The organism is Streptomyces sp. NPDC000229 (assembly GCF_040300825.1).
Taxonomy (GTDB): Bacteria; Actinomycetota; Actinomycetes; order Streptomycetales; family Streptomycetaceae; genus Streptomyces.
In genome coordinates this window covers 23,918-44,671 of record NZ_JBEPEL010000029.1, presented here as the reverse complement: position 1 = coordinate 44,671, position 20,754 = coordinate 23,918, and the positions used below count along the sequence as shown (strand labels likewise).

The window sequence follows — 20,754 nt, the reverse complement described above, 5'->3', positions numbered from 1 at the left end:
TCGTTGCATTGGTGTGGTCCGGCACGGCTTCCGCCGGCTCCCCATTCGCCACCCGGTCGGCGCGCATCGCGCTGCGGAGTTCAGCCGGAGGTGAATCCCGACGGTATCCGCGGATTCCGTACGGGGGCAACGTTCACCGGTGTCCGCCGGCCTGGCGCCATGGCAGGCCGCATTATGTGCCCGGTCGGCGTCCCGCCGGCGGGACAAGCGCAGCCATTCGGTCCGGCCCGCCGCCGCCGGCGGCGTACGGCCGGGATCCCGCTCCGGGAAGTCCATTGTCGCCGCCGGGACTTGCCCCGCGCCCTTCCGCCGGTCGAACGTCGAGTGCGTGACTTCGGCCTCGCCGAACCCCGCACCGTCGGTGCAGAAACCCGATGTATCGCCAGGGGCCGCTGTTCGACTGCCGACCCGGCCCCGACGGAAGGGACCCCATGCTTTTCCCGCACACCACGTCCAGGCGCGTCTCGCTGCGCCCGGCCGGCGCCGAGGACGCCGCTCAGGCGTATGAGATTCTTTTCCGCCTGGGGAGCCCGGGGCTCCCGCTGATCGACGATTTCGTGAAATCCTTCGGCGAGCGGCTCTCGGCCTGCTTCCTCGTGCACCGGAACGACACCGAGGAGGTCGTGGGGTTCAGCACGCTCTCCACGCTCGAGGCGGCCGGCCATCTCCGTATGGACGTCAGCCTGGCATCGGAGACGGCCGCGGAATTCGCGACCGACGCCCACGCCCTGACGGCCAACTTCGCCTTCACCATGTGGCGTACCCGTAAGGTGTACGTCCATCTGACGTCGCCGGACACTTCCGGCATCGGTTTCGGTGACGAGTTCGGTTCGCTGCTCAGGTCCGAGGCCGTACTGCCGGATCACGCCTATGTGCACGGCAGTCTGCGGGACGTCCACGTTCTCGCCATTCACCGTGACGACTGGGACACGCTCGGGGTGGACCTCCTCAAGCAGATCGTCTGACCCGGCCGTACGACGGACACATTCACCAGTCAGCTCTTGCATCCCGACGGGAACCCTGGAGGCTCGATGACCCAGCATGTGTGGGGTTATTTGCCGGAGTACGAAAAAGAACGCGCGGAGATCCTCGAAGCCGTCGACACGGTGTTCAGTTCGGGGCAGCTGGTGCTCGGAAAGAGCGTCAGCGCGTTCGAGCAGGAATTCGCGGCGTACCACGGTGTCGGACACTGCGTGGGCGTCGACAACGGAACCAACGCCATCGTCCTGGGCCTGCGCGCCCTGGGTGTCCAGCCCGGGGACGAGGTGATCACCGTTTCCAACACCGCCGCGCCGACCGTCATCGCGATCGACGCCGTCGGGGCGAAGCCGGTGTTCGTCGACATCGACCCCGACACGTACCTGATGGACGTCGACCAGGTGGCGGCGGCCATCACGCCGCGCACCCGCTGCCTGCTGCCGGTCCATCTGTACGGCCAGTGCGTCGACATGGCCCCGCTGGAGGCCCTGGCCGCCGAGCACGGCCTGGTCGTCCTGGAGGACTGCGCCCAGGCGCACGGCGCCCGTCACCACGGTCGTATCGCCGGGTCGATGGGCGACGCCGCCGCGTTCTCCTTCTACCCGACCAAGGTGCTCGGGGCGTACGGCGACGGCGGCGCCACCGTGACCGACGACGCGGAGGTCGACGCCCGGCTGCGGCGGCTGCGCTTCTACGGCATGGAGGACCGGTACTACGTCGTGGAGACGCCCGGTCACAACAGCCGGCTCGACGAGGTCCAGGCGGAGATCCTCCGCCGCAAGCTCACGCGCCTGGACGACTACGTCGCCCGCCGCCGGGCCATCGCCGACCGGTACGCGGAGGCGTTCGAGGGCACCGGCATCGTCACACCGCGCACGGCGCCGGGCAATGAACACGTCTACTACGTCTACGTGGTGCGCCATCCCCAGCGCGACCGGATCATCGAGACGCTGAAGAAGGAGCACGACATCGCGCTCAACATCAGCTACCCGTGGCCGGTGCACATCCAGTCGGGCTTCAGCCACCTCGGCTACACGAAGGACGACCTGCCGGTCACCACCCGCCTGGCGGACGAGATCTTCTCGCTGCCCATGTACCCATCGCTGACCGACGCCGAGCAGGAGCGGGTCATCGAGACGGTGCGCGATGTCGCGGGAAGGCTCTGACCGGAGATGACACACGTCGTGGAGTCGGGACCGCACGGTCCCGCCCTCCGCTGGGAGGCGGACGGCCCCCGCCTGACCTCGTCGGCGGAGTTCCACAGCTGGTGGGAGGAACGGCTGCGGACCGGCGGCTTCTCGGTGGAGCGCATACCCTTCGACCGCCTGGACGCGTGGTCCTTCGACCCCGCGACCGGGAACCTCCGCCATGACAGCGGACGGTTCTTCACCGTCGAGGGGCTGCGGGTGCGCGAAGGCACCCGCGACACCTGGTCGCAGCCGATCATCCACCAGCCGGAGATCGGCGTCCTCGGCATCGTGGTCAAGGAGTTCGACGGCGTCCTGCACTGCCTCATGCAGGCGAAGATGGAGCCGGGGAACGTCAACACGATCCAGCTGTCCCCGACGGTGCAGGCCACCCGCAGCAACTTCACCCGGGTGCACCGCGGGGCCGGGACGCTCTACCTGGAGCGGTTCATCGGACCCGACCGCGACCAGGTGCTGGTGGACGTGCTCCAGTCGGAGCAGGGTGCGTGGTTCTGGCGCAAGCGGAACCGGAACATGGTCGTCCTGGCCACGGACGACGTCCCCCTGGCGGAGAACTTCTGCTGGCTCACGCTCGCCCAGATACGCGAACTGACCCAGCGGGACAACCTGCTCAACATGGACGCCCGCACGGTCCTGTCCTGCATGCCCTTCGCCCTCCCCGACGAGGCCGAGGGCTCGACGGGCAGCGCCTTCCGGGACGCCCTGGTCCGGTCCTTCCAGTACCAGACGGCGGGTCGCAGCAAGCACGCGCTGCACACCGCGGGGGAGATCCTGAGCTGGTTCACCGAGGCGAAGACCCGGTGCGACTGGACGGCACGCCTGGTCCCGATGAACGAGCTGTCGGGCTGGTCGCGCGACACCTGGGAGATCACCGACACCGAGAGCAGGAACTTCCGCATTCTCGCCGTCGAGGTCGCCGCCGGGACGCGTGAGGTCACCCGCTGGACGCAGCCGCTGCTCAACCCGTACGGCGAGGGGCGGGCGGTGTTCCTCGCCCGCCCCATCGACGGGGTGCTGCACCTGTTGGTGCGGGCGCGCCCCGAGTACGGGCTGATGGACCAGGTGGAGATGGCGCCGACCGTGCACCTGCTTCCGGGGCAGGAGACCGGCGACGTCGCCGAGTCGTTCCTGCGGGACGCGCTGCGCCCGGGCGCCGCCACGACGCGGTACGACCACGTGCTCTCCGAGGAGGGCGGCCGTTTCCACAACGCGCTGACGCGCTATCAGATCATTGAGGTCGGCGAGGAGTTCCCGCTCGACGTGCCGCAGCACTTCTGCTGGATGACAGCACGTCAGCTGACCGATCTGCTGCGCCACGGCCACTACCTGAACGTCGAGGCGCGGTCCCTGCTCACCTGCCTGTACAGCCTGTGCTGACGGGCGACAGCGCCACGTACGCAATCACCTTTCGGAAGCTGGTCGGACATGTTTGATGCAGCATGCGTGACAGAGATGTCGATCCGGGACGCCTACCGGATCGTCCCGAACAAGAAGCCGGATCGGCGCGGCCACTTCTACGAGGCCTTCCGCGCCGACATCCTCACGGACATCATCGGCTACCCGTTCGTCGTCGGGCAGGCGAACTACTCCCTGAGCCGGCGCCACACGGTGCGGGGTATCCACAGCACCTCGCTGCCGCCCGGCCAGGGCAAGCTCGTCACCTGTGTGCGCGGGGCGGTGCTGGACGTGGCGGTGGACCTGCGGGTCGGCTCGCCCACCTTCGGCCAGTACGACGTGACGCCTCAGGACGAGGACTCGGGAACGGCCGTTTACCTGGCCGACGGCATCGGCCACGCCTTCCTGACCCTCACGGACGACGCGTGCATGAACTACCTCTGCTCGGAGGTGTACATCCCCGGGACGATGATCGAGGTCAACCCGTTGGACCCGGAGATCGGCATCCCGTGGGACCTCACGCAGGAGCCCGTGATGTCGGACAAGGACGCCGGCGCTCCCACGCTGGCCCAAGCGCAGTCCCTGGGACTGCTCCCCACCTACGAGGAATGCGTCGCCCATTACGAGGCTCTCAAGCAGAGCCCGTCGCGGAGCTGACCCCTGTTCCCGGGTAGCCGATCGCCTCACCCATCCCATGCTGAGCGGAGTTCTTCCACATGTTTCGAGACACGAGCGACAGACTGCGCGTCGGGGTCATGGGGTGTGCGGACATCGCCTGGCGGCGCACCCTTCCCGCCATGGCGGGCAACACCCGCGTGGAGGTCGCCGCGATCGCCAGCCGCAGCAAGCAGTCGGCCGTGGAGTTCACCGACCGCTACGGCGGCCTGCCCCTGGAGGGGTACGACGCGCTGCTGGAGCTGCCGGACATCGACGCCGTGTACATCCCGCTGCCCGGTCTCCTGCACGCCGAGTGGGTCACCCGGGCACTGGAGGCGGGCAAGCACGTCCTGGTCGAGAAGCCGATGACCGGCAGCCTCGCCGAGACCCGCCGCCTCGTGGAACTGGCCCGCTCGCGCGGACTGGTGCTGCTGGAGAACTACATGTTCCTCTACCACTCGCAGCACGAGGCGGTACGCAAGGTCCTGGCGGACGGCGCCATCGGCGAACTGCGCGGCTTCACCGCCACGTTCACCATTCCACCCAAGCCGGCCGGGGACATCCGCTACCGCAGCGAGGTGGGCGGTGGCGCGTTCCTGGACTTCGGCGGTTATCCCGTCCGTGCCGCGCAGTTCTTCCTCGGCTCCCGGCTCCGGGTGGCGGGGGCCGTCTTCCGGCACGACGAACGGCACGGCGTGGTGATGTCGGGGAGCGTGCTGCTGTCCACGCCCGCCGGAATCCCCGCCCAGCTCACGTTCGGCATGGAGCACGCGTACCGCAACACCTACACCCTGTCGGCCAGCACCGGGCACCTCTCGGTGGACCGCGCCTTCACCCCGCCCCCGACGTACCAGCCGGTACTGCGGGTCGAACGGCAGGACCACCGCGAGGAGTTCGTGCTGCCCGCCGACGACCAGTTCGCCAATGTCGTCGAGACCTTCGTCCGGGCGGTCGCCGGTGACGAGAACGTACAGGCCCAGCAGGAGGGCACGCTGCGGCAGGCCGCGCTGATCGACGAGATCCGGCGCGTCGCCGAGGTCACCTCCGTCTGACGCCCCGGCCCGGCGGGCAGCTGAAAGCCTCCCGGTCCCCGCTGGTCGGGTGATCCGGGAGGCTTTCTCAGCGGAAGAACGGGCGCGCCTCAGGAAGCGGTGGCCGGTGCCGTACCGGCCTCGTCGTCGGGCAGGAAGCCGTCCACCCGGGTACCGAGTCCGCGCCGCACGCACTCCTCGTGGACCCACTGGGCGAGTGTGATGTCCAGGACGCCCAGGCCGAACGGCGAGAAGACGGCGGTCCTCTCCGGGTCGCGCCGGAAGTCCGCGCTCCCGTCCAGCAGCGCACCGATGGGCGCGTCGATGAACTCCCGCCCGCCCGTCGCCTGTTCGGCGAGGTGGAGCGAGGTCCGCTCACGGCACACGTGATCGGCGTCGTCCACGACGTTCTGCGCGCCGAGCACCGCCTCGACCGTCAGGTCGCGCAGCGAGACGTGCAGCACGGTGGTGCCCGGTGCGCACGCGGTCAGGTCCGTGTGCGGTTCGCCGGCGGTGGTGGCGAACGACACCAGCCGGTGTGCGCCCAGGGCGTCCTCGGCACTCGCGGCACGGCGGTAGGTGATCTCCGGGAAGTCCGCGCCCCCCTGTGCGATGAACGCGTCGGCCCGGGCGGCGTCCAGGTCGTGGACGACGACCTCCCGCAGCGACGGCAGGGCCGCCCTGGTGAACCGCAGCACCTCGCGGTTGATCGGCCCGCAGCCGAGGAGTGACATGCCGCGCGGTGTGCCTTCAGTGGTCAGCAGGGAGGCCGCGAGGGCGGCCGAGGCCGCGGTGCGCCGCGCGGAGATCAGCGACGCCTCGACGCACGCCCGGGGACGCCCGTCCTGCATGGAGTTGAGCAGGATCGCGGCACTGGCCCGTTCCTTGCCCCGGGCCACATTGCCGGGGAAGCTCGCGATCCACTTCATTCCGGCGACGGCGTTGTCACCGCCCGCGTACGCGGGCAGGCCGATGATGCGGTCCCGGGGGCTGTCGGGGAAGCGCAGGAAGACCGAGTGCGGCAGCGCGGTGCGGCCCGCCTCGTGGAGCCGGTAGGTCTCCCCCACCAGCGACAGGATCTCCTCTTCCCGGCCCTCCATCACCCGGCGGGTCTCCCGGTGTCCGATGATCAGCACGAAACAGTCTCCTTGAGGTCGATACCGGCGCCGTGCGGTGGGGTGTCACGGGAGGACGGGTCGTCCGCCCACAGGTGGGTGACCTCGCCGAAGTGGCGCCGCACCCAGGCGTCGGAGTAGACGGTGTCGAGGTAGCGGTCACCGCCGTCGGGCAGGACCAGGACGCAGACCGACCCGGCCGGGATGCGCGGCGCCATCTTGCCGAGGGCGGCGACGATGGCCCCGGAGGAGCCGCCGGCGAGCAGCGCCTCGTGCCGCACCAGCCGGCGGCAGCCGACGACGGCCTCCAGGTCCGTGACGTGGACGACGTGGTCGGCGGCGGTGGGGTCGAAGAGGGACGGCAGGACGGAGGTGCCGTGCCCGGGGATGAGCCGGGAGCACGACACCGGCGAGTCGAACAGCACGCTGCCCACCGCGTCGACGGCGACGACGCTGGTGTTCAGGCCCTGTTCGCGTACGTAGGCGGCGCAGCCGCCCAGCGTGCCGGTGGTGCCCGCCGCGCAGAAGACGTAGTCGACCTCGCCCTTGAGGGCCTCGTCGATCTCCCGCATCGTCGTCAGGTGGGCCGCGGCGTTGAGCGGGTTGCCGTACTGGTCGGGCAGGTACGCACCGGGGATGCTCGCGGCCAGTTCCGCGACGCGACGGAGCCGCTCGGGCAGGTACTCGCCGGACACCGGATCGGGCTCGGTGACGACCTGCACCTCGGCGCCGTAGGCGCGCAGGACCGCGAGGTTCTGTTCGGTGGTGCGCACGTCGACGACACAGATGAAGCGCAGCCCGTAGTAGCAGCAGACCTGTGCGAGGCCGATGGCGAGGTTCCCGGAGCTGGACTCGATCACGGTGTGCCTGCCGGGTACCAGTTCCCCGGAACGCAGCTTGTCCAGCAGCATGTTGAGCGCCGGCCTGTCCTTGATGCTGCCGCCCGGATTGAAACGCTCGACCTTCGCGAAGACCCGGAATTCACCGTCGGCTGCTATTTTCTCCAACTCGACCAGGGGCGTATTACCCACGGCCGAGAGGATTCCTTTGACCTCGGCTTCCGCCACGGGCTCCACCTGGTCCTGAAGAAGACTGTGCGGTTCCCCCATGCGCTTGACGCCCCTGTCATTCGGTTAACGGTTGCCCGTACCGTACTTGGCCAATTCCGGGGTGTGTCCACCACCGTTGTCCGAGTTTCTCCGCGGGCCCGGCGGGCGTCGGGCCCGCTCCCGTAACAGCGTGTCCGCCGTGGTGTCGATATCCTGCGTCGACGGTGCCCACACCTGCGCACGGCCCGTGTGACGGCGGCCGGTGTGTCCCGCCAGCGGGACAGAATCCGATTGCCCGCACTTCCGTCGCGGCCCTGTTTCTGTGAAGAATCTGGCTCATCCGCCACTTACGCTTCGACATGGCCCCGTGCTCAGGTCGACGGAGTCGGCTTTCCCGTACCGCATTCCGTACGGACTTTCCGTCCCAATTTTCGTGGCGCGGTATTCGTGCCCCCAGGAGATCTCATGCCGAGCACTTCGCAGTGCCGCGTCTGCGGCGACCAGGTGACCGAGTTCTTCGACTTCGGCCGCCAGCCGTTGTCCGACGCCTTCCACACCCCTGGCTTCGATTTCGAGAAGGAGTTCTTCTTCCGGCTCGCGGTCGGGCTGTGCCAGGGCTGCACGATGGTGCAGCTGATGGAGGAGGTGCCCCGGGACAACATGTTCCACGAGGAGTACCCGTACCACTCCTCCGGTTCCGCCTACATGCGGGAGCACTTCGAGGGCCTGGCCAAGCGGCTCCTTGCCACCGAGCTGACCGCCGACGACCCGTTCGTCGTCGAGCTGGGCTGCAACGACGGCGTGATGCTCAAGGTCATGGCCGAGTCCGGGGTGCGTCACCTGGGTGTCGAGCCTTCCGGTGGCGTCGCGGACGTCGCGGCCGCCAAGGGCGTGCGGGTGCGCAAGTCCTTCTTCGAGGAGTCGACGGCCAAGGAGATCGCGGCCGAGGACGGCCGGGCGGACGTGATCTACGCGGCCAACACGCTGTGCCACATCCCGTACATGGAGTCCGTCCTGAGCGGCGTACGCGCGCTGCTGAAGCCCACGGGCGTGTTCGTCTTCGAGGACCCGTACCTGGGCGACATCGTGGAGCGCACGTCCTTCGACCAGATCTACGACGAGCACTTCTTCTTCTTCACGGCCCGTTCCGTGCGGGAGATGGCGGCGCGCAACGGCCTGGAGCTGGTCGACGTCGAGCGGCTGCCCGTGCACGGCGGCGAGGTCCGTTACACGCTCGCCCCGGCGGGTGAGCGCACACCGTCGCAGGCCGTCGCCGACCTGCTGCGGGACGAGGCGGAGAGCGGGCTCGCCGAGCCGGCCACCCTGCAGGAGTTCGGCCGCAAGGTCACCGTGATCCGGGACGACCTCACCGGCCTGCTGCGCCGCCTGAAGGACGAGGGGAAGAAGGTCGTCGCCTACGGCGCGACGGCGAAGAGCGCCACGGTCACCAACCTGTGCGGCATCACCCCCGACCTCGTGTCGTTCGTCTGCGACACGACGCCGGCGAAGCAGGGCCGGGTGACGCCGGGAACCCACATCCCGGTGGTGACGCCCGACACGTTCGCGGCGGACTACCCCGACTACGCGCTGCTGTTCGCCTGGAACCACGCCGACGAGATCATGGCCAAGGAGCAGGCGTTCCGGGACGCCGGTGGCAAGTGGATCCTCTACGTGCCCGACGTCCGGATCGTATGACGCGGACTGGGACACGAAGCCGTCCGTCGAGGAGGGGAGGACGTACGCCATGAGAGCCGGCGTACAGAACGCGACCGGTGAACCGGAACGGCTGCCCGCCGCGCCGGCCGTGCCACGGCCCCGGCAGGCCCGTGACCTGACGGACACCGGTGCCTTCCGGGACTTCATGGGTTCCTATTTCACCGGGGTCTCCATCGTCACGGCACTCGACGGCGAGGGCCGGCCGCACGGGCTGACGTGCAGCTCGCTGACGAGCGTGACCCTCGCGCCTCCCACCCTCCAGGTCTGTCTGGACGTCCGGAGCGGGACGCTGGCGGCACTGCGCGCCGAGGGCAGCTTCGCGGTGAACCTGCTGCACCAGGGCGGAGCGCACACGGCCGGGGTGTTCGCCTCGGCCGTGCCCGACCGGTTCGCGCGGACGGCCTGGCGCCGCTCCTCGCGGCTCGGCCTGCCGTGGCTGCACGAGGACGCCTACGCGGTGGCGGAGTGCCGGGTGGTCGAGAGCGTGGAGATCGGCGACCACATGGCCGTCTTCGGTGAGGTCGTCGGCGTGGAGAACGGTGCCGGCTGGCCGCTGTTGTACGGCAGGCGCGCCTTCCGGAGCGTGGACCGTGCCGGAGCGGTGGACGGCGTGCGGGCGGAAGCGAACGTCTCGTGACTTCCTCGCCCCGCACCCCGCCGCCCCCGTCGTCCGGCTCGCACACCCCGGCCGCGTCCCCGTCGCGGCCGGTCGGGTCCGGGGACGGTGCCCCTGCCGGCACCGTCCCCGGCAGGGGCGGCGGCAAGGGCACGCGGCGGCTCTGGGGGCCGCTGGGGGTCGTCGCCGCGGGTGCGGCGGTCCTCGTCCTCACCGGCCTCTTCTCGGGCGGTCCCGGCACCCTGTGGGACGACCCGCTCACGCGCTTTCTGCTCGCCCTCACGGTCGTCCTGTGCGTGAGCCACCTGTTCGGGGAGCTGCTGCGCCGGATCGGTCAGCCCCCGGTGGTGGGGGAGATCCTGGGCGGCCTGATGCTGGGCCCGTCCGTGCTCGGAGCGCTGTGGCCCGCGGCCACCGACTTGATGTTCCCCCCTGCGGTGCTGGCCGGTCTGGACAAGGTCGCCCAGCTGGGCCTGGTCGTCTTCATGTTCCTGATCGGCAGCGAGGTGCGGATCGAGCGGGCCCGGAACCAGGGGCCGCTGGGTGCCGTCCTGGCCGGCAGCATGGCGCTGCCCTTCCTCTGCGGTACGGGGCTGGCGCTGGCCTTCGCCCCCCACTTGTCGGGTGACACGACGTCGACCAGGTTCGCGCTCTTCTTCGGCCTGGCGGTCTCCATCACGGCCGTGCCGGTACTGGCGCGGATCCTCGTCGACCTGGGCCTGGACCGCACACGGGCCGGCAGTGTGTCCATGACCTGCGCCGCGCTGGGCGACGGCCTGGCCTGGCTGGTGCTCACCGTGCTGCTCACCGGGTCCCCGGCCGGCGGCGGTGGCCACCTGCTGAAGACCGTCGTGTGGGTCGCCGCGCTGGTGGCGCTGACCTACCTCGGCGTACGGCCGCTGCTGGGGCGGCTGTTCGCCCGCGCGCCGTCCGAGCGGCTGCTCGCGGTGGTTCTCATCGCCGGTGCGGTGGGCTGGGCGCTGCTCACCCAAGTGATGCACCTGCACCCGGTCATCGGGGCATTCCTGTTCGGCACCGCGGTGCCGCGCGACGTGCCCGCCGTGGAACGGGTGGTGAACACATTGCGCGGCTTCACGATGCTGGTGCTGCTCCCGGTGTTCTTCGCCGGAGTCGGCGTCCGGACGTCACTCGGCGCCTTCGGCTCGGAACCCGGGATCTGGCTGCTCTTCGCGGCGGTACTGGTGGTGGCGCAGGTGTCCAAGGTGGTGGGCGCGGGTGGCGCCGCCCGGCTCGCCGGGATGACCCCGCGCGAGTCGTGGCAGATCGGCGTCCTCATGAATTGCCGTGGCGTCACCGAGCTGATCGTGGCGACGATCGGCCATCAGGCCGGTCTCATCAACGATCTGTGCTTCACCATGCTGGTGCTGCTGGCCATGACCACCACGGCCCTGACCGGTGTGGTCGTGCCCCGCCTGGGCAGGGACCCGGTGCCCGACGCGAGCGGCGGGCGCAGCGGGGAGGTCCACGGCGTCACGCGCACGTCGCGGGACTCCGGTCCGTGACCGGGCGCCGCACGGCGAACCCCGTGTCGGGGTCGTCGTATCCCCTGCCCATCGCCCTCCCCTGCTCCACGAGTGCCATCCGGCGTGCGTGCTCGTGGAGCAGCCCGTGCATCCGGAAGCGGTCCGGTGCCACCTCGCGTACCAGGCCCGCGTCGGTGAGCACGCCGAGGGCGCGGCGTGCGTCACTCACCGTCCGCCCGCTCAGGACCGCGGCGCGCTCCAGGTCGGCGTCGCGTGCGGAGTGCCGGCCGAACGCCCGGTACATCTGGGCGGCTTCCGGCGGCAGGCTGGCGTAGGACCAGCCGAGCACGGCACTCAGCGAGGAGTGCTCGTCACCGGGCAGGGACAGGGTGTCGAGCAGGCTGCCGGTGCGGAACCGGCGGAGGGCCACCTCCGGGAAGGGCGCGATGTTGATCTGGGTCGCCGCGATGCGCAGCGCGAGCGTCAGCCCCTCGCAGGCCGCGATGATCTCGTCCACCGCGGCGCGGTGCCGCGCGACGAAGGTCTCTCCCACGATCCCGCTGAACAGCCGCAGGGCGTCCTCGTCGGCGAGTCCCTCCGTCACGAAGCGCCGTGCCCCGTCCCGTGCGATCAGTCCGGCCAGGCCCCAACGGCTGGTGACGATCACCAGCGAGGAGGAGGTCCCGGGCAGCAACGGCCGGACCTGTTCGACGGAGGCGGCGTTGTCCAGGACGATGAGCAGACGGCGGTCCGCGGCCCTGCTCCGGTAGGCGGTCTCCAGATCGAGGTCGGCCAGCGGCCGTGTCTCGCCGAGCGCGGAGGTCAGCCGGCGCAGTGCGGAGAACACGCTGTACGGCTTGCCCCGTGCGGAGAACGCTCCCAGATCGAGGTGGATCTGACCGTCGGGGAACCGTTCGGACTGGAGCCGCGCGAAGCGGTTGGCGAGCGCGGTCTTGCCCACCCCGGGCCCGCCGGTGAGCAGCAGCAGCGTGGACTCACCCGTGTGGCCTCCGGCCCGTACCAGGGTGTCCAACTGCTGGAGCTCGGTTTCGCGCCCGGTGAACCACCTGTCCTGACGAGTGAGTTGGGCCGCCACGGGCGCCCGTGTGACTGCCGGGGCCTGTCGGCGCGTGTCCTCGGCGGGGCCGCCGACGATGTCCCTCCTGGTCTGTCGCGGGACGCGCGGGCGCTCGGGTCGCAGCACCCTCTCGTACAGCTCCCGCAGGCTCTCGCCCGGTTCGATGCCCTGCTCCTCGGCCAGTCTGGTGCGCAGGGCGTGGTAGTTGGCGATGGCGTCGGCGTGCTGGCCGAGTTCGACGTGGCAGCGCATCAGCAGCAGCCGCAGGCGTTCCCGCAAGGGGTAGCGCTGCACGAGCGCGGACAGTTCGCCGATCGCGGGAGCCGGCCGGTTCAGTTCCAGGAGCGTCTCGGCGTAGTCCTCGATCGCCAGCATGCGGGTCTCGGCGAGCCGCGTGCGCTCCGCTTCGACGAAGGCCCCGACGGCGCCGGCGTACGGCGTACCACGCCACAGACCGAGCGCTGCGCGGAGCCTCCCGACGGCCTGCTCACTGGCGTTGTCCGCGCGCAGTCGCCGGGCGTCGGCCAGGGCGGAGCTGAACCGCTCGGTGTCGACCTGGTCGGCGGGGATGCGCAGCATGTAGCCGAGCCTGTTCGACAGCAGGACCTCGGACTGCGCGGAGCGCGGGCGCTCCGGTTCGAGGGACTTCCGCAGCCGGGCGATATAGGTGTAGACGCTGTTCATCGCTGTTTCGGACGCGTTGACGCCCCAGACAGCACGGACTAAGTCGTCCCGGCTCACTACTCGGTTCCCATGCGCGGCCAGCACGGCGAACACGGTTCTTTGGGTCGGTGAACCGAGTTCCACCTCGTGTTCCCCTCGGAAAGCGGTCACCGATCCGAGAAGAGATGCGCTCAATGATGCATGCAAGCCCGATACCCCCGTATCATTGATGCTACGACGATCGTATCACCGGGACTGCGGCAAACCTACCGATTGGTTCTTAGGTCTGTACCAAGCAACAAGGCCCCGCGGACACAACGGTCCGGCGGGGCCTTCGGTGCAGCGGGCAGGGGGCGGCAGAGCTAGGCAGGGCGAGTGGTACGCCAGTACTGGCGGCCCTTGTTGTCCCGCACGACCAGCCCCAGTTTCGCCAGCTCCTGACGCAGTTCGCGCAGTTCACTGCCACTGTCCTTCTTCTTCAGCGCCTGGTCGCGCGCCTTGAGGAGGGCGTTGGCACCTTCGGGAAGGCCCGGGGTGTCGGGAACCCAGAGCCGGAACTCGTCCTGGTGCGGGTCCTGTTCGGCCCACGTGAAACCGTGCTCGGCGCAGGCGGCAGCGATGCGCTTGCTGTCGATGTCGGACTTCTCCCGGGCCAGTTCCTCTCCCCGGTGGCCGAGCACGACGAGTTCCTTGCCGTCCTGGAACACCATGGCGACGTTCGCCGCGGGGATCCGCTGCGACTCTCCCTTGCGAGTGAGGGTGATCTCGCTCCCGGAGACGCTCGCGGACAACTCGTCCTGCTGGACCGCCACACCGGCGACCAGACCGACCAGCGCACCGAGGCAGATCAGACCGATGGTGAGCCCAGGCTGGGGGATCGAGGTCACAAGTTCCGCCGGACCTTGCATGGGGGCCCACGGCAGGGTCACCAGCCAACCGGCCAGAAGCTCGACGAGCCAGCCGAGCCCGGCACCCACCAGCACGAAGACAGCGACGACGAGAGCCTGTTCGCCGGTCGACTGTCCGAGCTCAGTGGGCTGCCCGGGGTTCGCATTCCGCTTTTCCGTCAAGGTAGATCAGTCCATCCATTCGATCGAGGAGGGGTGGGGGGATCGTGTTGTTCGGTGAACCTCCAGGACCCTATGCCAACGGCCATGGTGGGGCTCATCGGCGCATGGCCGAAACCCGGTTCACCAACTCCGGGACGAGATCGGCGGGATGGGGAACACCGAGGGTCTCCTGACGCAGCCGGCTCGCGCGGTGACCGAACTCGTCGTCCTTGAGCACGCGTTGGAGATGGTCCCGGACGATGTCCCCGGTCGCCCGGGTCGCGTGGGTGGTGAGTCCCGCGCCGTAGGCGGCGAGCCGGCCCGACAGCAATGGCTGGTCGACGTCCCAGGGCAGGGCGATCTGCGGCACGCCGTACAGCGCGGCGGTCATGAGCGTGCCCACGCCGGCGTGGTGGATCACCGCGGCGCAGGTCGGCAGCAGTGCCTGCATGGGTACGTAGTCGACCAGCCGTGTGTTGTCCGGAACCCGTACCGGCCGTCCCCGCCCCGCCGCGCCGACCGTCGCGACCAGCTCGATGTCCAGGTCGGCCACGGCGTCGAGGATCTCCTGCACCCCGACCGGGTAGCCGATCCCGTGGTCGCTGACCGTCAGACCGAGGGTGAGGGCGACCCGGGGCCGCCGCGGCCGCTCCCACAACCATCTCGGCACGACGGCCGGGCCGCCGTAGGGCACGTAACGCATCGACAGGTAGGAGAGGTCCGGGGCGTGCACCTGCAGCGGCGGTGGCAGTACGTCGATGCCGAACTGGCCGGTCACGAGCTCCTCGTCGAACTCCCGGCCGTAGGTGCGGGCATAGCCGCCCAGCCACTCCCCCAGTGGATCGGCGCCGCCTTCGCCGTGGTCCTCTCCGCCGCCCAGCCGGAGGAAGTGGTGCCGCGCCACACCGTGCACGTCGGCGCCGATCAGCAGACGCGCGTGAGCGGCGCCGACGGACTGCGCCGCGAGGGCGCCCGCGTGGGTGAGCGGTTCCCAGACGACCAGGTCCGGCTTCCAGTGCCGGGCGTAGTCGATCAGCGCGCCGGCCAACGGCACATTGATCATTTTGAGCCAGTTCTGGACCTGTGAGCGGTATCCGTCACGCAGGTGATCGAGGGTGATGTCCTCGGGCTTGCGCTCCACCACGTCGTACGGCTCCGGAAGGCCCGGCTCCAGAGTGGTGCCCTCCTTCTTGATCCGGCCCAGTACCTGCCACAGGTCGCGGTCGCTGCCGACGGGAACGGCGGTCAGCCCGGCCTGGGTGATCGTGGCGGCGAACTTCGGCTGGCTCGCTACCCGCACGTCGTGCCCCGCCGTGCGCAGCGCCCAGGCCAGCGGAGCCATCAGCAGGAAGTGCGTGCGCTCCGGGTAGCAGGCGAACAGAACTTTCATGACGTGTCCTCACGGGCCGGCGGTGGGAGTTCGCGCGGGAACTCATGGGAAATGACGCCCGGTCGGCGTGTGTGCCTGACCGCCGGCGGGCGCCTTTGCGATCTCTTTGTCAGCGCTGGCCGCTCCGGTGCTTCACCGTCAGCTCCTCCAGCCGCGGCACGAGGCCGGCCGGGGTGGGCAGTGCCTCGATCTCGTCGCGGAGCGCGGCCGCTCCGCGGGCCCAGCGGTCCTCCTCCAGCAGTCGCTGCACCTGGGCGCGGATCGTCCGCCCGGTCGCCTCGCCGTTGGGCACCCGGATCCCGGCGCCCGCCGCGACGAGCTTCTCGGCGAACAACGGCTCGTCGAAGCTGTACGGAATGGCCACCTGGGGCACTCCGTACCGGGCGACCGTGGCCAGCGTGCCGGGCCCGGCGTGGTGGATGACCGCGGCGCAGGTCGGCACCAGGACGTGCAGCGGCACGAAGGGCAGCAGCCGGGCGTTGTCGGGTACCCGGGCCAGCTTGGCCTTCTCCGTGTCGGCGACGGTGGCGACGACCTCGACGTCCAGATCGGCCAGCGAGTCGAGGACGTCCTGGGTGTTGATGGTGTAGCCGTCGAAGATGTCGGTCGCCGTCAGGCCCATGGTCAGGGCGACCCGCGGGCGGTCCGGCGTCTGCTGCCACAGCCAGCGGGGTGTGATGGCGGGGCCGTTGTAGGGGATGTACTGCGTCCGCTCGTAGTGCAGTCCGGCCGCGCCGCACTGGAGGGAGTGGGGGAACTGGTCGATGGTGAAGTGCCCGGTGACCATGTCCTCGGTGAACTCGCCCCCGTACTTGCGGGCGTAGCCGCCGAGCCACTCCCCGAGCGGGTCCGACCGCTGGGCGGCCGGCTGCTCGGCCCGCAGCCGCAGGAAGTGCTCACGGGCCACCCCGAAGACGTCGATGCCCCACAGGACGCGGGCGTGCGCCGCCCCGCACGCCTTCGCGGCGATCGCCCCCGCGGCGGAGAAGGGCTCCCAGATGACCAGGTCGGGCCGCCAGCTCCGGGCGAACGCGACGAGACCCGCGATGATGGGGAAGTTCTCGGGCTTCTCCACTTCCTCGACGATGCGCGCGTACCCGTCCCGCATCCCTTCCCAGGTGGCCCGCTCCGGTGCGCCGACGACGTCCCAGGGGGAGGGCAGGTCGGCCCGCGCCGCCTCGTACATGTCCTGGCCCGTCCATTCCAGGATGCGGCCCAGATCGAAGTCCCGCCCGACGGGTACCGCTGTCAGCCCCGCACGGGTGATCTCGTCGGCGAACGCCGGCCGGCTGGCGAAGCGGACCTCGTGGCCGGCGGTGCGCAGCGCCCAGGCCAGCGGCACCATGGACTGGAAGATGCTGGTCCCGGGGTTGACCGTGAACAGGACGCGCATGGTGGGGGTTCCTTCCGGAGGATGAGGGGGAACGCGGGTGGTGGGGTGGGCCCGTCAGGCGGCCGCCGCGGTGTGCTCGCCCACGAGGTCCTCCAGGCGGCGGACCACCTCGTGTGCGCCGGGCAGGGCCTCGATCTCGTCCCGCAGCGCGGCGGCACGCTCCGGGAACACCGGCTCGGTCAGCAGCCGCAGCACGGCCTCGCGGACTGCCGCGCCGGTCGCACGGTCGGCCGGGATCACCAGTGAGCCGCCTTGCCGTGCCGCCTCGCGCGCGAGTACGGGGCCGTCGAAGTCCCACGGCAGCAGCAGCTGCGGGACCGGGTGCCGCGCCATCGTCAGGAAGGTGCCGAACCCGGCGTGGTGGATGACGGCGGAGCACGTCGGCGCCAGTGCCTGGAGCGGGACGTACGACACCAGCCGGGCGTTGGCGGGCACCCGGGCGAGCTTGCGCTGTTCGGCCTCCGGCAGGGTGGCGACGACCTCGATGTCGAGATCGGCCAGCGCGTCGAGGACGTCCTGCACACCGATCTCGTAACCGGCGTCGTGGTCGGTGGCGCTGAGGCCCATCGTGAGGGCGACCCTGGGCCGTCCGGGCTCGGCCCACAGCCACTTGGGCACGACCGCGGCACCTCCGTACGGCTCGAACCGCAGCGGCAGCCGGGGCAGGGCGGTCGGGGCGGCCATGGAGTCCGGCAGCTGGTCGATGGTGAACTGTCCGGTGACCATGTCCTCGGTGAACTCGGCACCGTACTTGCGCGCGTAGCCGCCCAGCCACTCCCCCAGCGGGTCCGACCGCTGGTCGGCGGGCTGCAGTGCCCGGAGACGCAGGAAGTGCTCCCGCGCCACGCCGAAGGCGTCGTAACTCCACAGGAGCCTGCCGTGCGCGGCGCCACAGGCCTTGGCGGCCACGGGTCCGCCCATGGCGAGCGGCTCCCACAGCACCAGATCGGGCTGCCATGCGCGGGCGAACTCGGCCACGGAGGCGATCATCGGGAAGCTCGCGGGCTTGTGCCACTGCTGGACGATCCGCGCGTAACCGTCCCGCAGCCGGGGCCAGTCCGCCGCGGACGGCTCCTGGGCGACGTCGTAGGGCGCGGGCAGGCCGAACTCGGGTCGGTACTCCCAGCCGGGCATGCTGCGGCGCAGCTGCTCCCACAGGTCGTAGTCCCGGCCGACCGGGACGGCGGTGAGTCCCGCCTGGGTGATGACCTCGCTGAACCACGGTGTGCTGGCGACGCGCACCTCGTGGCCGGCGGTGCGCAACGCCCAGGCGAGCGGCACCATGGCGAGTACGTGTGCCTTCTCGGGATTCGCGACGAAGAGGACCCGCACGAGCCCGTCACCCCCTCTTGCTCTCGGCGGCCGTCCGGGCCGCGCTGTCGTGGTGGAGCGCCACGAACCGCTCCAGTTCGGGTACCAGGTCGTTGGGACTGGGCATCTCCAGCAGGTGGTCGCGCAGCCTGGCCGCACCCTTGCCGAAGTGGGGTTCGTGCAGCAGCCGGAGCACGGCGTCGCGGACGGCTTCGCCGGTGGTCTCCTTGGGGTTCAGGGTCAGCCCCGCGCCGGCCCGGCCGACGCCGTCGGCCAGGACCGGGCCGTCGTTGTCCCAGGGCAGCATCAGGTGCGGTACTCCGCGCAGCGCCGTGGTGGAGAGCGTGCCGTATCCGGCGTGGTGGACGACGACGTCGCAGGTGGCGGCGAGGGCTTCCAGCGGAGCGAAGGTCACCACGCGGGCGTTGGGCGGGACGCGGGTGAGTTTGCGCTGTTCGGCCTCGGCGATCGTGGCGACCACCTCGATGTCGAGGCCGCCGAGTGCGTCGAGGACGTCCTGGACGCCGACGTTGTACTCGCCGCCGTGGCCGGTGGCGCTCAGTCCGAGGGTGAGGGCGACGCGCGGCTTGTCCGGCTTGTGCCACAGCCAGCCCGGGACCTCGGCGGGGCCGCCGTAGGGCACGGGGCGCAGAGGCAGGTACGTACGGTCGGCACGGCGCTGGAGGAGTTCGGGGACGAGGTCGATGGTGACCTGGCCGGTGACCAGTTCCTCGCCGAACTCGCCGCCGTACTTGCGGGCGTAGCCACCCAGCCACTCCGCCAGCGGGTCCACCTGCTCGTCGGCGGGCCGGAGCTCCTTGAGGCGGAGGAAGTGGTCGCGTGCCACCCCGTACATGTCGATGCCGAAGAGCAACCGGGCGTGCGCCGCGCCGCAGGCCTGTGCGGCCAGCGGCCCGGCATAGGTGAGCGGCTCCCAGATGACCAGGTCGGGGCGCCAGTCGCGGGCGAAGTCGACCAGTCCCGCGGTCATGGGCACATTGCTGGCCATGTGCCAGCGCCTGACCTGGGTGGCGTACCCCTCGCTCAGGTACTCCCAGGTGATGTCGGCGTGCTGCCGGTCGGTGACGTCGTACGGCATGGGCATGCCGCCCTGCTCGGTCTGCCCGAGCCAGTCGGGGTCCCGGGAGATGATCTGCCACAGGTCGTTGTCACGGCCGACGGGGACGGCGGTGAGCCCGGCACGGGTGATCTCGTCGGCGAATCTGGGCTGGCTCGCGAAGCGGACCTCGTGCCCGGCGGTGCGCATCGCCCAGGCCAGAGGCGCCATGAGCAGGAAGTGCGTGCGCTCCGGATAGGTGGTGAACAGAACTCGCATCGTGCGTCCTTGTGGGAGTCAGCCCGCGGTGCGGTGGCGGGCGGTGAGTTCTTCCAGCCGGGGAACGAGCCGGTTGGGGGTGGGCAGTGCGAGCGTCTCGTCCCGCAGGGCTGTGGCGCGCTCGGTGAAGGAGGGGTCCTTCAGCAGCCGCAGCAGACTGTCGCGGAGGGACTGGCCCGTGACCTCGGTGGTGTGCAGGTCCAGGCCGGCACCCTGCGCGGTGAGTCTGCGGGCCAGTACCGGCTGGTCGTAGTGGTAGTGCAGGGACAGGTGCGGAACGGGGTGGCGGGCGAAGGTCGCCAGGGTGGCCGCGCCGGCGTGGTGGACGGCCACCGCGCACCGCTCGGCCAGTGCGTGCATCGGTACGTACGGCACCAGCCGCGCGTTGTCCGGCACGCTGCGCAGCTTGGCCCGCTCGCTGTCCGCGACCGTGGCCACCAGCTCGATGTCCAGGTCGGCGAGGGCGTCGAGCACCTCTTGCGTGTCGATGGTGTAGCCGTTGTAGACCTCGGTGGCGCTGAGACCCATCGTCATCGCGACGCGTGGCTTCTCCGGGCGGCCCCACAGCCACCGGGGCACCGAGGCGGGCCCGCCGTACGGGATGTACTGCATCCGTTCGTAACGCAGTCCGGCCGCCTGGATCTGCAGGCTCGCGGGCAGCTGGTCGATCGTGAAGTGCCCGGTGGCCATGTCCTCGGTGAACTCGCCCCCGTACTTGCGGGCGTAGCCGCCCAGCCACTCCGCCAGCGGATCGCCGCGCCGGCCGGCCGGCTGCTGCCCCGCCAGCCTGCGGTAGGTCTGCCGTACCCCGCCGTGCACGTCGATGCCGAACAGGAGCCGGGCGTGCGCGGCACCGCAGGCCTTCGCCGCGATCGGGCCCGCGAAGGTCAGCGGGTCCCAGACGACCAGGTCGGGCCGCCAGTGCCGGGCGAAGGCGACCAGGTCACCGGTGATCGAGAAGTTCGCCATGCGGTGCCCCTCGACGGCCTCGGCCACCCCGGTCGACAGGTACTCCCAGGTCGCCTTCGCGGGGTCGGTGAACGCGTCGTAGGGCGGCTCGATCCCGGCCCGGCGCGCCTCCGACGCGTCGGCGCGCCGGGCCCACACCTTCTCGTGGTCGCGTCCGACGGGTACCGCGGTCAGCCCCGCCCGGGTGATGGTGGCGGCGAAGGCCGGCTGACTGGCGAACCGGACCTCGTGGCCCGCCGTACGCAGCGCCCAGGCCAGCGGCACCATGTACTGGAAAATGCTCTTGTGCGGATTGGCCGCGAACAGGACGCGCATG

General features: G+C 70.5%; 17 protein-coding genes. 8 read left to right on the top strand and 9 right to left on the bottom strand.

Annotated elements, in window-relative coordinates; translation table 11 throughout:
• The first annotated feature begins 431 nt into the window (after positions 1-431).
• The 5 genes from ABT360_RS16805 to ABT360_RS16785 all read left to right on the top strand — a co-directional run bounded on the left by ABT360_RS16805 (position 432) and on the right by ABT360_RS16785 (position 5,290).
• Positions 432-965, top strand: a complete 534-nt coding sequence (locus tag ABT360_RS16805) for a GNAT family N-acetyltransferase (RefSeq protein WP_351816129.1) — start codon at positions 432-434, stop codon at positions 963-965.
• A gap of 66 nt (positions 966-1,031) precedes the next feature.
• Positions 1,032-2,144, top strand: coding sequence for a DegT/DnrJ/EryC1/StrS family aminotransferase (locus ABT360_RS16800; protein ID WP_351816126.1), 1,113 nt, complete (start codon positions 1,032-1,034; stop codon positions 2,142-2,144).
• A 6-nt stretch (positions 2,145-2,150) separates the two neighbouring features.
• Positions 2,151-3,563, top strand: coding sequence for an NDP-hexose 2,3-dehydratase family protein (locus ABT360_RS16795; RefSeq protein WP_351816123.1), 1,413 nt, complete (start codon positions 2,151-2,153; stop codon positions 3,561-3,563).
• A 75-nt stretch (positions 3,564-3,638) separates the two neighbouring features.
• Entirely contained in the window at positions 3,639-4,238 is a 600-nt protein-coding gene (locus ABT360_RS16790; protein WP_351816180.1) for a dTDP-4-dehydrorhamnose 3,5-epimerase family protein, read from the top strand.
• A gap of 98 nt (positions 4,239-4,336) precedes the next feature.
• Complete coding sequence (locus tag ABT360_RS16785; RefSeq protein ID WP_444852255.1) at positions 4,337-5,290, top strand: Gfo/Idh/MocA family protein; 954 nt, start codon at positions 4,337-4,339, stop codon at positions 5,288-5,290.
• Between the two features lie 89 nt (positions 5,291-5,379).
• On the opposite strand, the gene sbnB is transcribed toward ABT360_RS16785, so the two are convergent.
• Entirely contained in the window at positions 5,380-6,405 is a 1,026-nt protein-coding gene (sbnB, locus tag ABT360_RS16780; RefSeq protein WP_351816118.1) for a 2,3-diaminopropionate biosynthesis protein SbnB, read from the bottom strand.
• Positions 6,399-7,415 carry a 2,3-diaminopropionate biosynthesis protein SbnA gene (gene sbnA, locus ABT360_RS16775; protein WP_351816115.1) on the bottom strand — a complete coding sequence of 339 codons (1,017 nt, stop codon included), beginning with the start codon at positions 7,413-7,415 and terminating at the stop codon, positions 6,399-6,401. Before sbnA ends, sbnB begins: the two co-directional genes overlap by 7 nt.
• A gap of 483 nt (positions 7,416-7,898) precedes the next feature.
• On the opposite strand from sbnA, the gene ABT360_RS16770 reads away from it, so the two are divergent.
• From ABT360_RS16770 to ABT360_RS16760, 3 genes are read left to right on the top strand one after another with little or no spacing between them, the layout of a single operon-like run.
• Positions 7,899-9,128 (top strand): class I SAM-dependent methyltransferase, encoded by a 1,230-nt coding sequence (locus ABT360_RS16770; protein ID WP_351816113.1) that lies wholly within the window; start codon positions 7,899-7,901, stop codon positions 9,126-9,128.
• A 49-nt stretch (positions 9,129-9,177) separates the two neighbouring features.
• Complete coding sequence (locus ABT360_RS16765; RefSeq protein WP_351816110.1) at positions 9,178-9,786, top strand: flavin reductase family protein; 609 nt, start codon at positions 9,178-9,180, stop codon at positions 9,784-9,786.
• A complete protein-coding gene (locus ABT360_RS16760) occupies positions 9,783-11,288 on the top strand; it encodes a cation:proton antiporter (RefSeq protein WP_351816108.1) in 1,506 nt (501 codons plus the stop codon). The genes ABT360_RS16765 and ABT360_RS16760 overlap by 4 nt, the downstream gene beginning before the upstream one ends.
• Here the strand turns inward: ABT360_RS16760 and ABT360_RS16755 are convergent.
• The 7 genes from ABT360_RS16755 to ABT360_RS16725 form a co-directional block, all read right to left on the bottom strand.
• Complete coding sequence (locus ABT360_RS16755) at positions 11,257-13,134, bottom strand: AfsR/SARP family transcriptional regulator (RefSeq protein ID WP_351816177.1); 1,878 nt, start codon at positions 13,132-13,134, stop codon at positions 11,257-11,259. The two genes, ABT360_RS16760 and ABT360_RS16755, sit on opposite strands and share 32 nt — an antisense overlap.
• Before the next feature lie 218 nt (positions 13,135-13,352).
• A complete protein-coding gene (locus ABT360_RS16750; protein ID WP_351816105.1) occupies positions 13,353-14,060 on the bottom strand; it encodes a YqeB family protein in 708 nt (235 codons plus the stop codon).
• Between the two features lie 94 nt (positions 14,061-14,154).
• The gene (locus ABT360_RS16745; RefSeq protein WP_351816102.1) at positions 14,155-15,429 is read right to left on the bottom strand and encodes an activator-dependent family glycosyltransferase; all 1,275 of its coding nucleotides are present in this window, start codon (positions 15,427-15,429) and stop codon (positions 14,155-14,157) included.
• A 109-nt stretch (positions 15,430-15,538) separates the two neighbouring features.
• Positions 15,539-16,822, bottom strand: coding sequence for an activator-dependent family glycosyltransferase (locus tag ABT360_RS16740; RefSeq protein WP_351816099.1), 1,284 nt, complete (start codon positions 16,820-16,822; stop codon positions 15,539-15,541).
• Between the two features lie 54 nt (positions 16,823-16,876).
• Positions 16,877-18,154: an activator-dependent family glycosyltransferase gene (locus ABT360_RS16735; protein WP_351816096.1), complete on the bottom strand. Its 1,278-nt coding sequence runs from the start codon at positions 18,152-18,154 to the stop codon at positions 16,877-16,879.
• Between the two features lie 7 nt (positions 18,155-18,161).
• On the bottom strand, positions 18,162-19,469 hold the full coding sequence (locus tag ABT360_RS16730; RefSeq protein WP_351816093.1) for an activator-dependent family glycosyltransferase: 1,308 nt from the start codon (positions 19,467-19,469) through the stop codon (positions 18,162-18,164).
• 18 nt (positions 19,470-19,487) lie between these two features.
• Entirely contained in the window at positions 19,488-20,753 is a 1,266-nt protein-coding gene (locus ABT360_RS16725; RefSeq protein WP_351816090.1) for an activator-dependent family glycosyltransferase, read from the bottom strand.
• Position 20,754: the final 1 nt, after the last annotated feature.

Bases quoted from the DNA above. Each gene is read 5' to 3' on its own strand.
- ABT360_RS16805 (WP_351816129.1), top strand. From the start codon at position 432: ATGCTTTTCCCGCACACCACGTCCAGGCGCGTCTCGCTGCGCCCGGCC.
- ABT360_RS16800 (WP_351816126.1), top strand. From the start codon at position 1,032: ATGACCCAGCATGTGTGGGGTTATTTGCCGGAGTACGAAAAAGAACGC.
- ABT360_RS16795 (WP_351816123.1), top strand. From the start codon at position 2,151: ATGACACACGTCGTGGAGTCGGGACCGCACGGTCCCGCCCTCCGCTGG.
- ABT360_RS16790 (WP_351816180.1), top strand. From the start codon at position 3,639: ATGTCGATCCGGGACGCCTACCGGATCGTCCCGAACAAGAAGCCGGAT.
- ABT360_RS16785 (WP_444852255.1), top strand. From the start codon at position 4,337: ATGGGGTGTGCGGACATCGCCTGGCGGCGCACCCTTCCCGCCATGGCG.
- ABT360_RS16770 (WP_351816113.1), top strand. From the start codon at position 7,899: ATGCCGAGCACTTCGCAGTGCCGCGTCTGCGGCGACCAGGTGACCGAG.
- ABT360_RS16765 (WP_351816110.1), top strand. From the start codon at position 9,178: ATGAGAGCCGGCGTACAGAACGCGACCGGTGAACCGGAACGGCTGCCC.
- ABT360_RS16745 (WP_351816102.1), bottom strand. From the start codon at position 15,429: ATGAAAGTTCTGTTCGCCTGCTACCCGGAGCGCACGCACTTCCTGCTG.
- ABT360_RS16740 (WP_351816099.1), bottom strand. From the start codon at position 16,822: ATGCGCGTCCTGTTCACGGTCAACCCCGGGACCAGCATCTTCCAGTCC.
- ABT360_RS16730 (WP_351816093.1), bottom strand. From the start codon at position 19,469: ATGCGAGTTCTGTTCACCACCTATCCGGAGCGCACGCACTTCCTGCTC.
- ABT360_RS16725 (WP_351816090.1), bottom strand. From the start codon at position 20,753: ATGCGCGTCCTGTTCGCGGCCAATCCGCACAAGAGCATTTTCCAGTAC.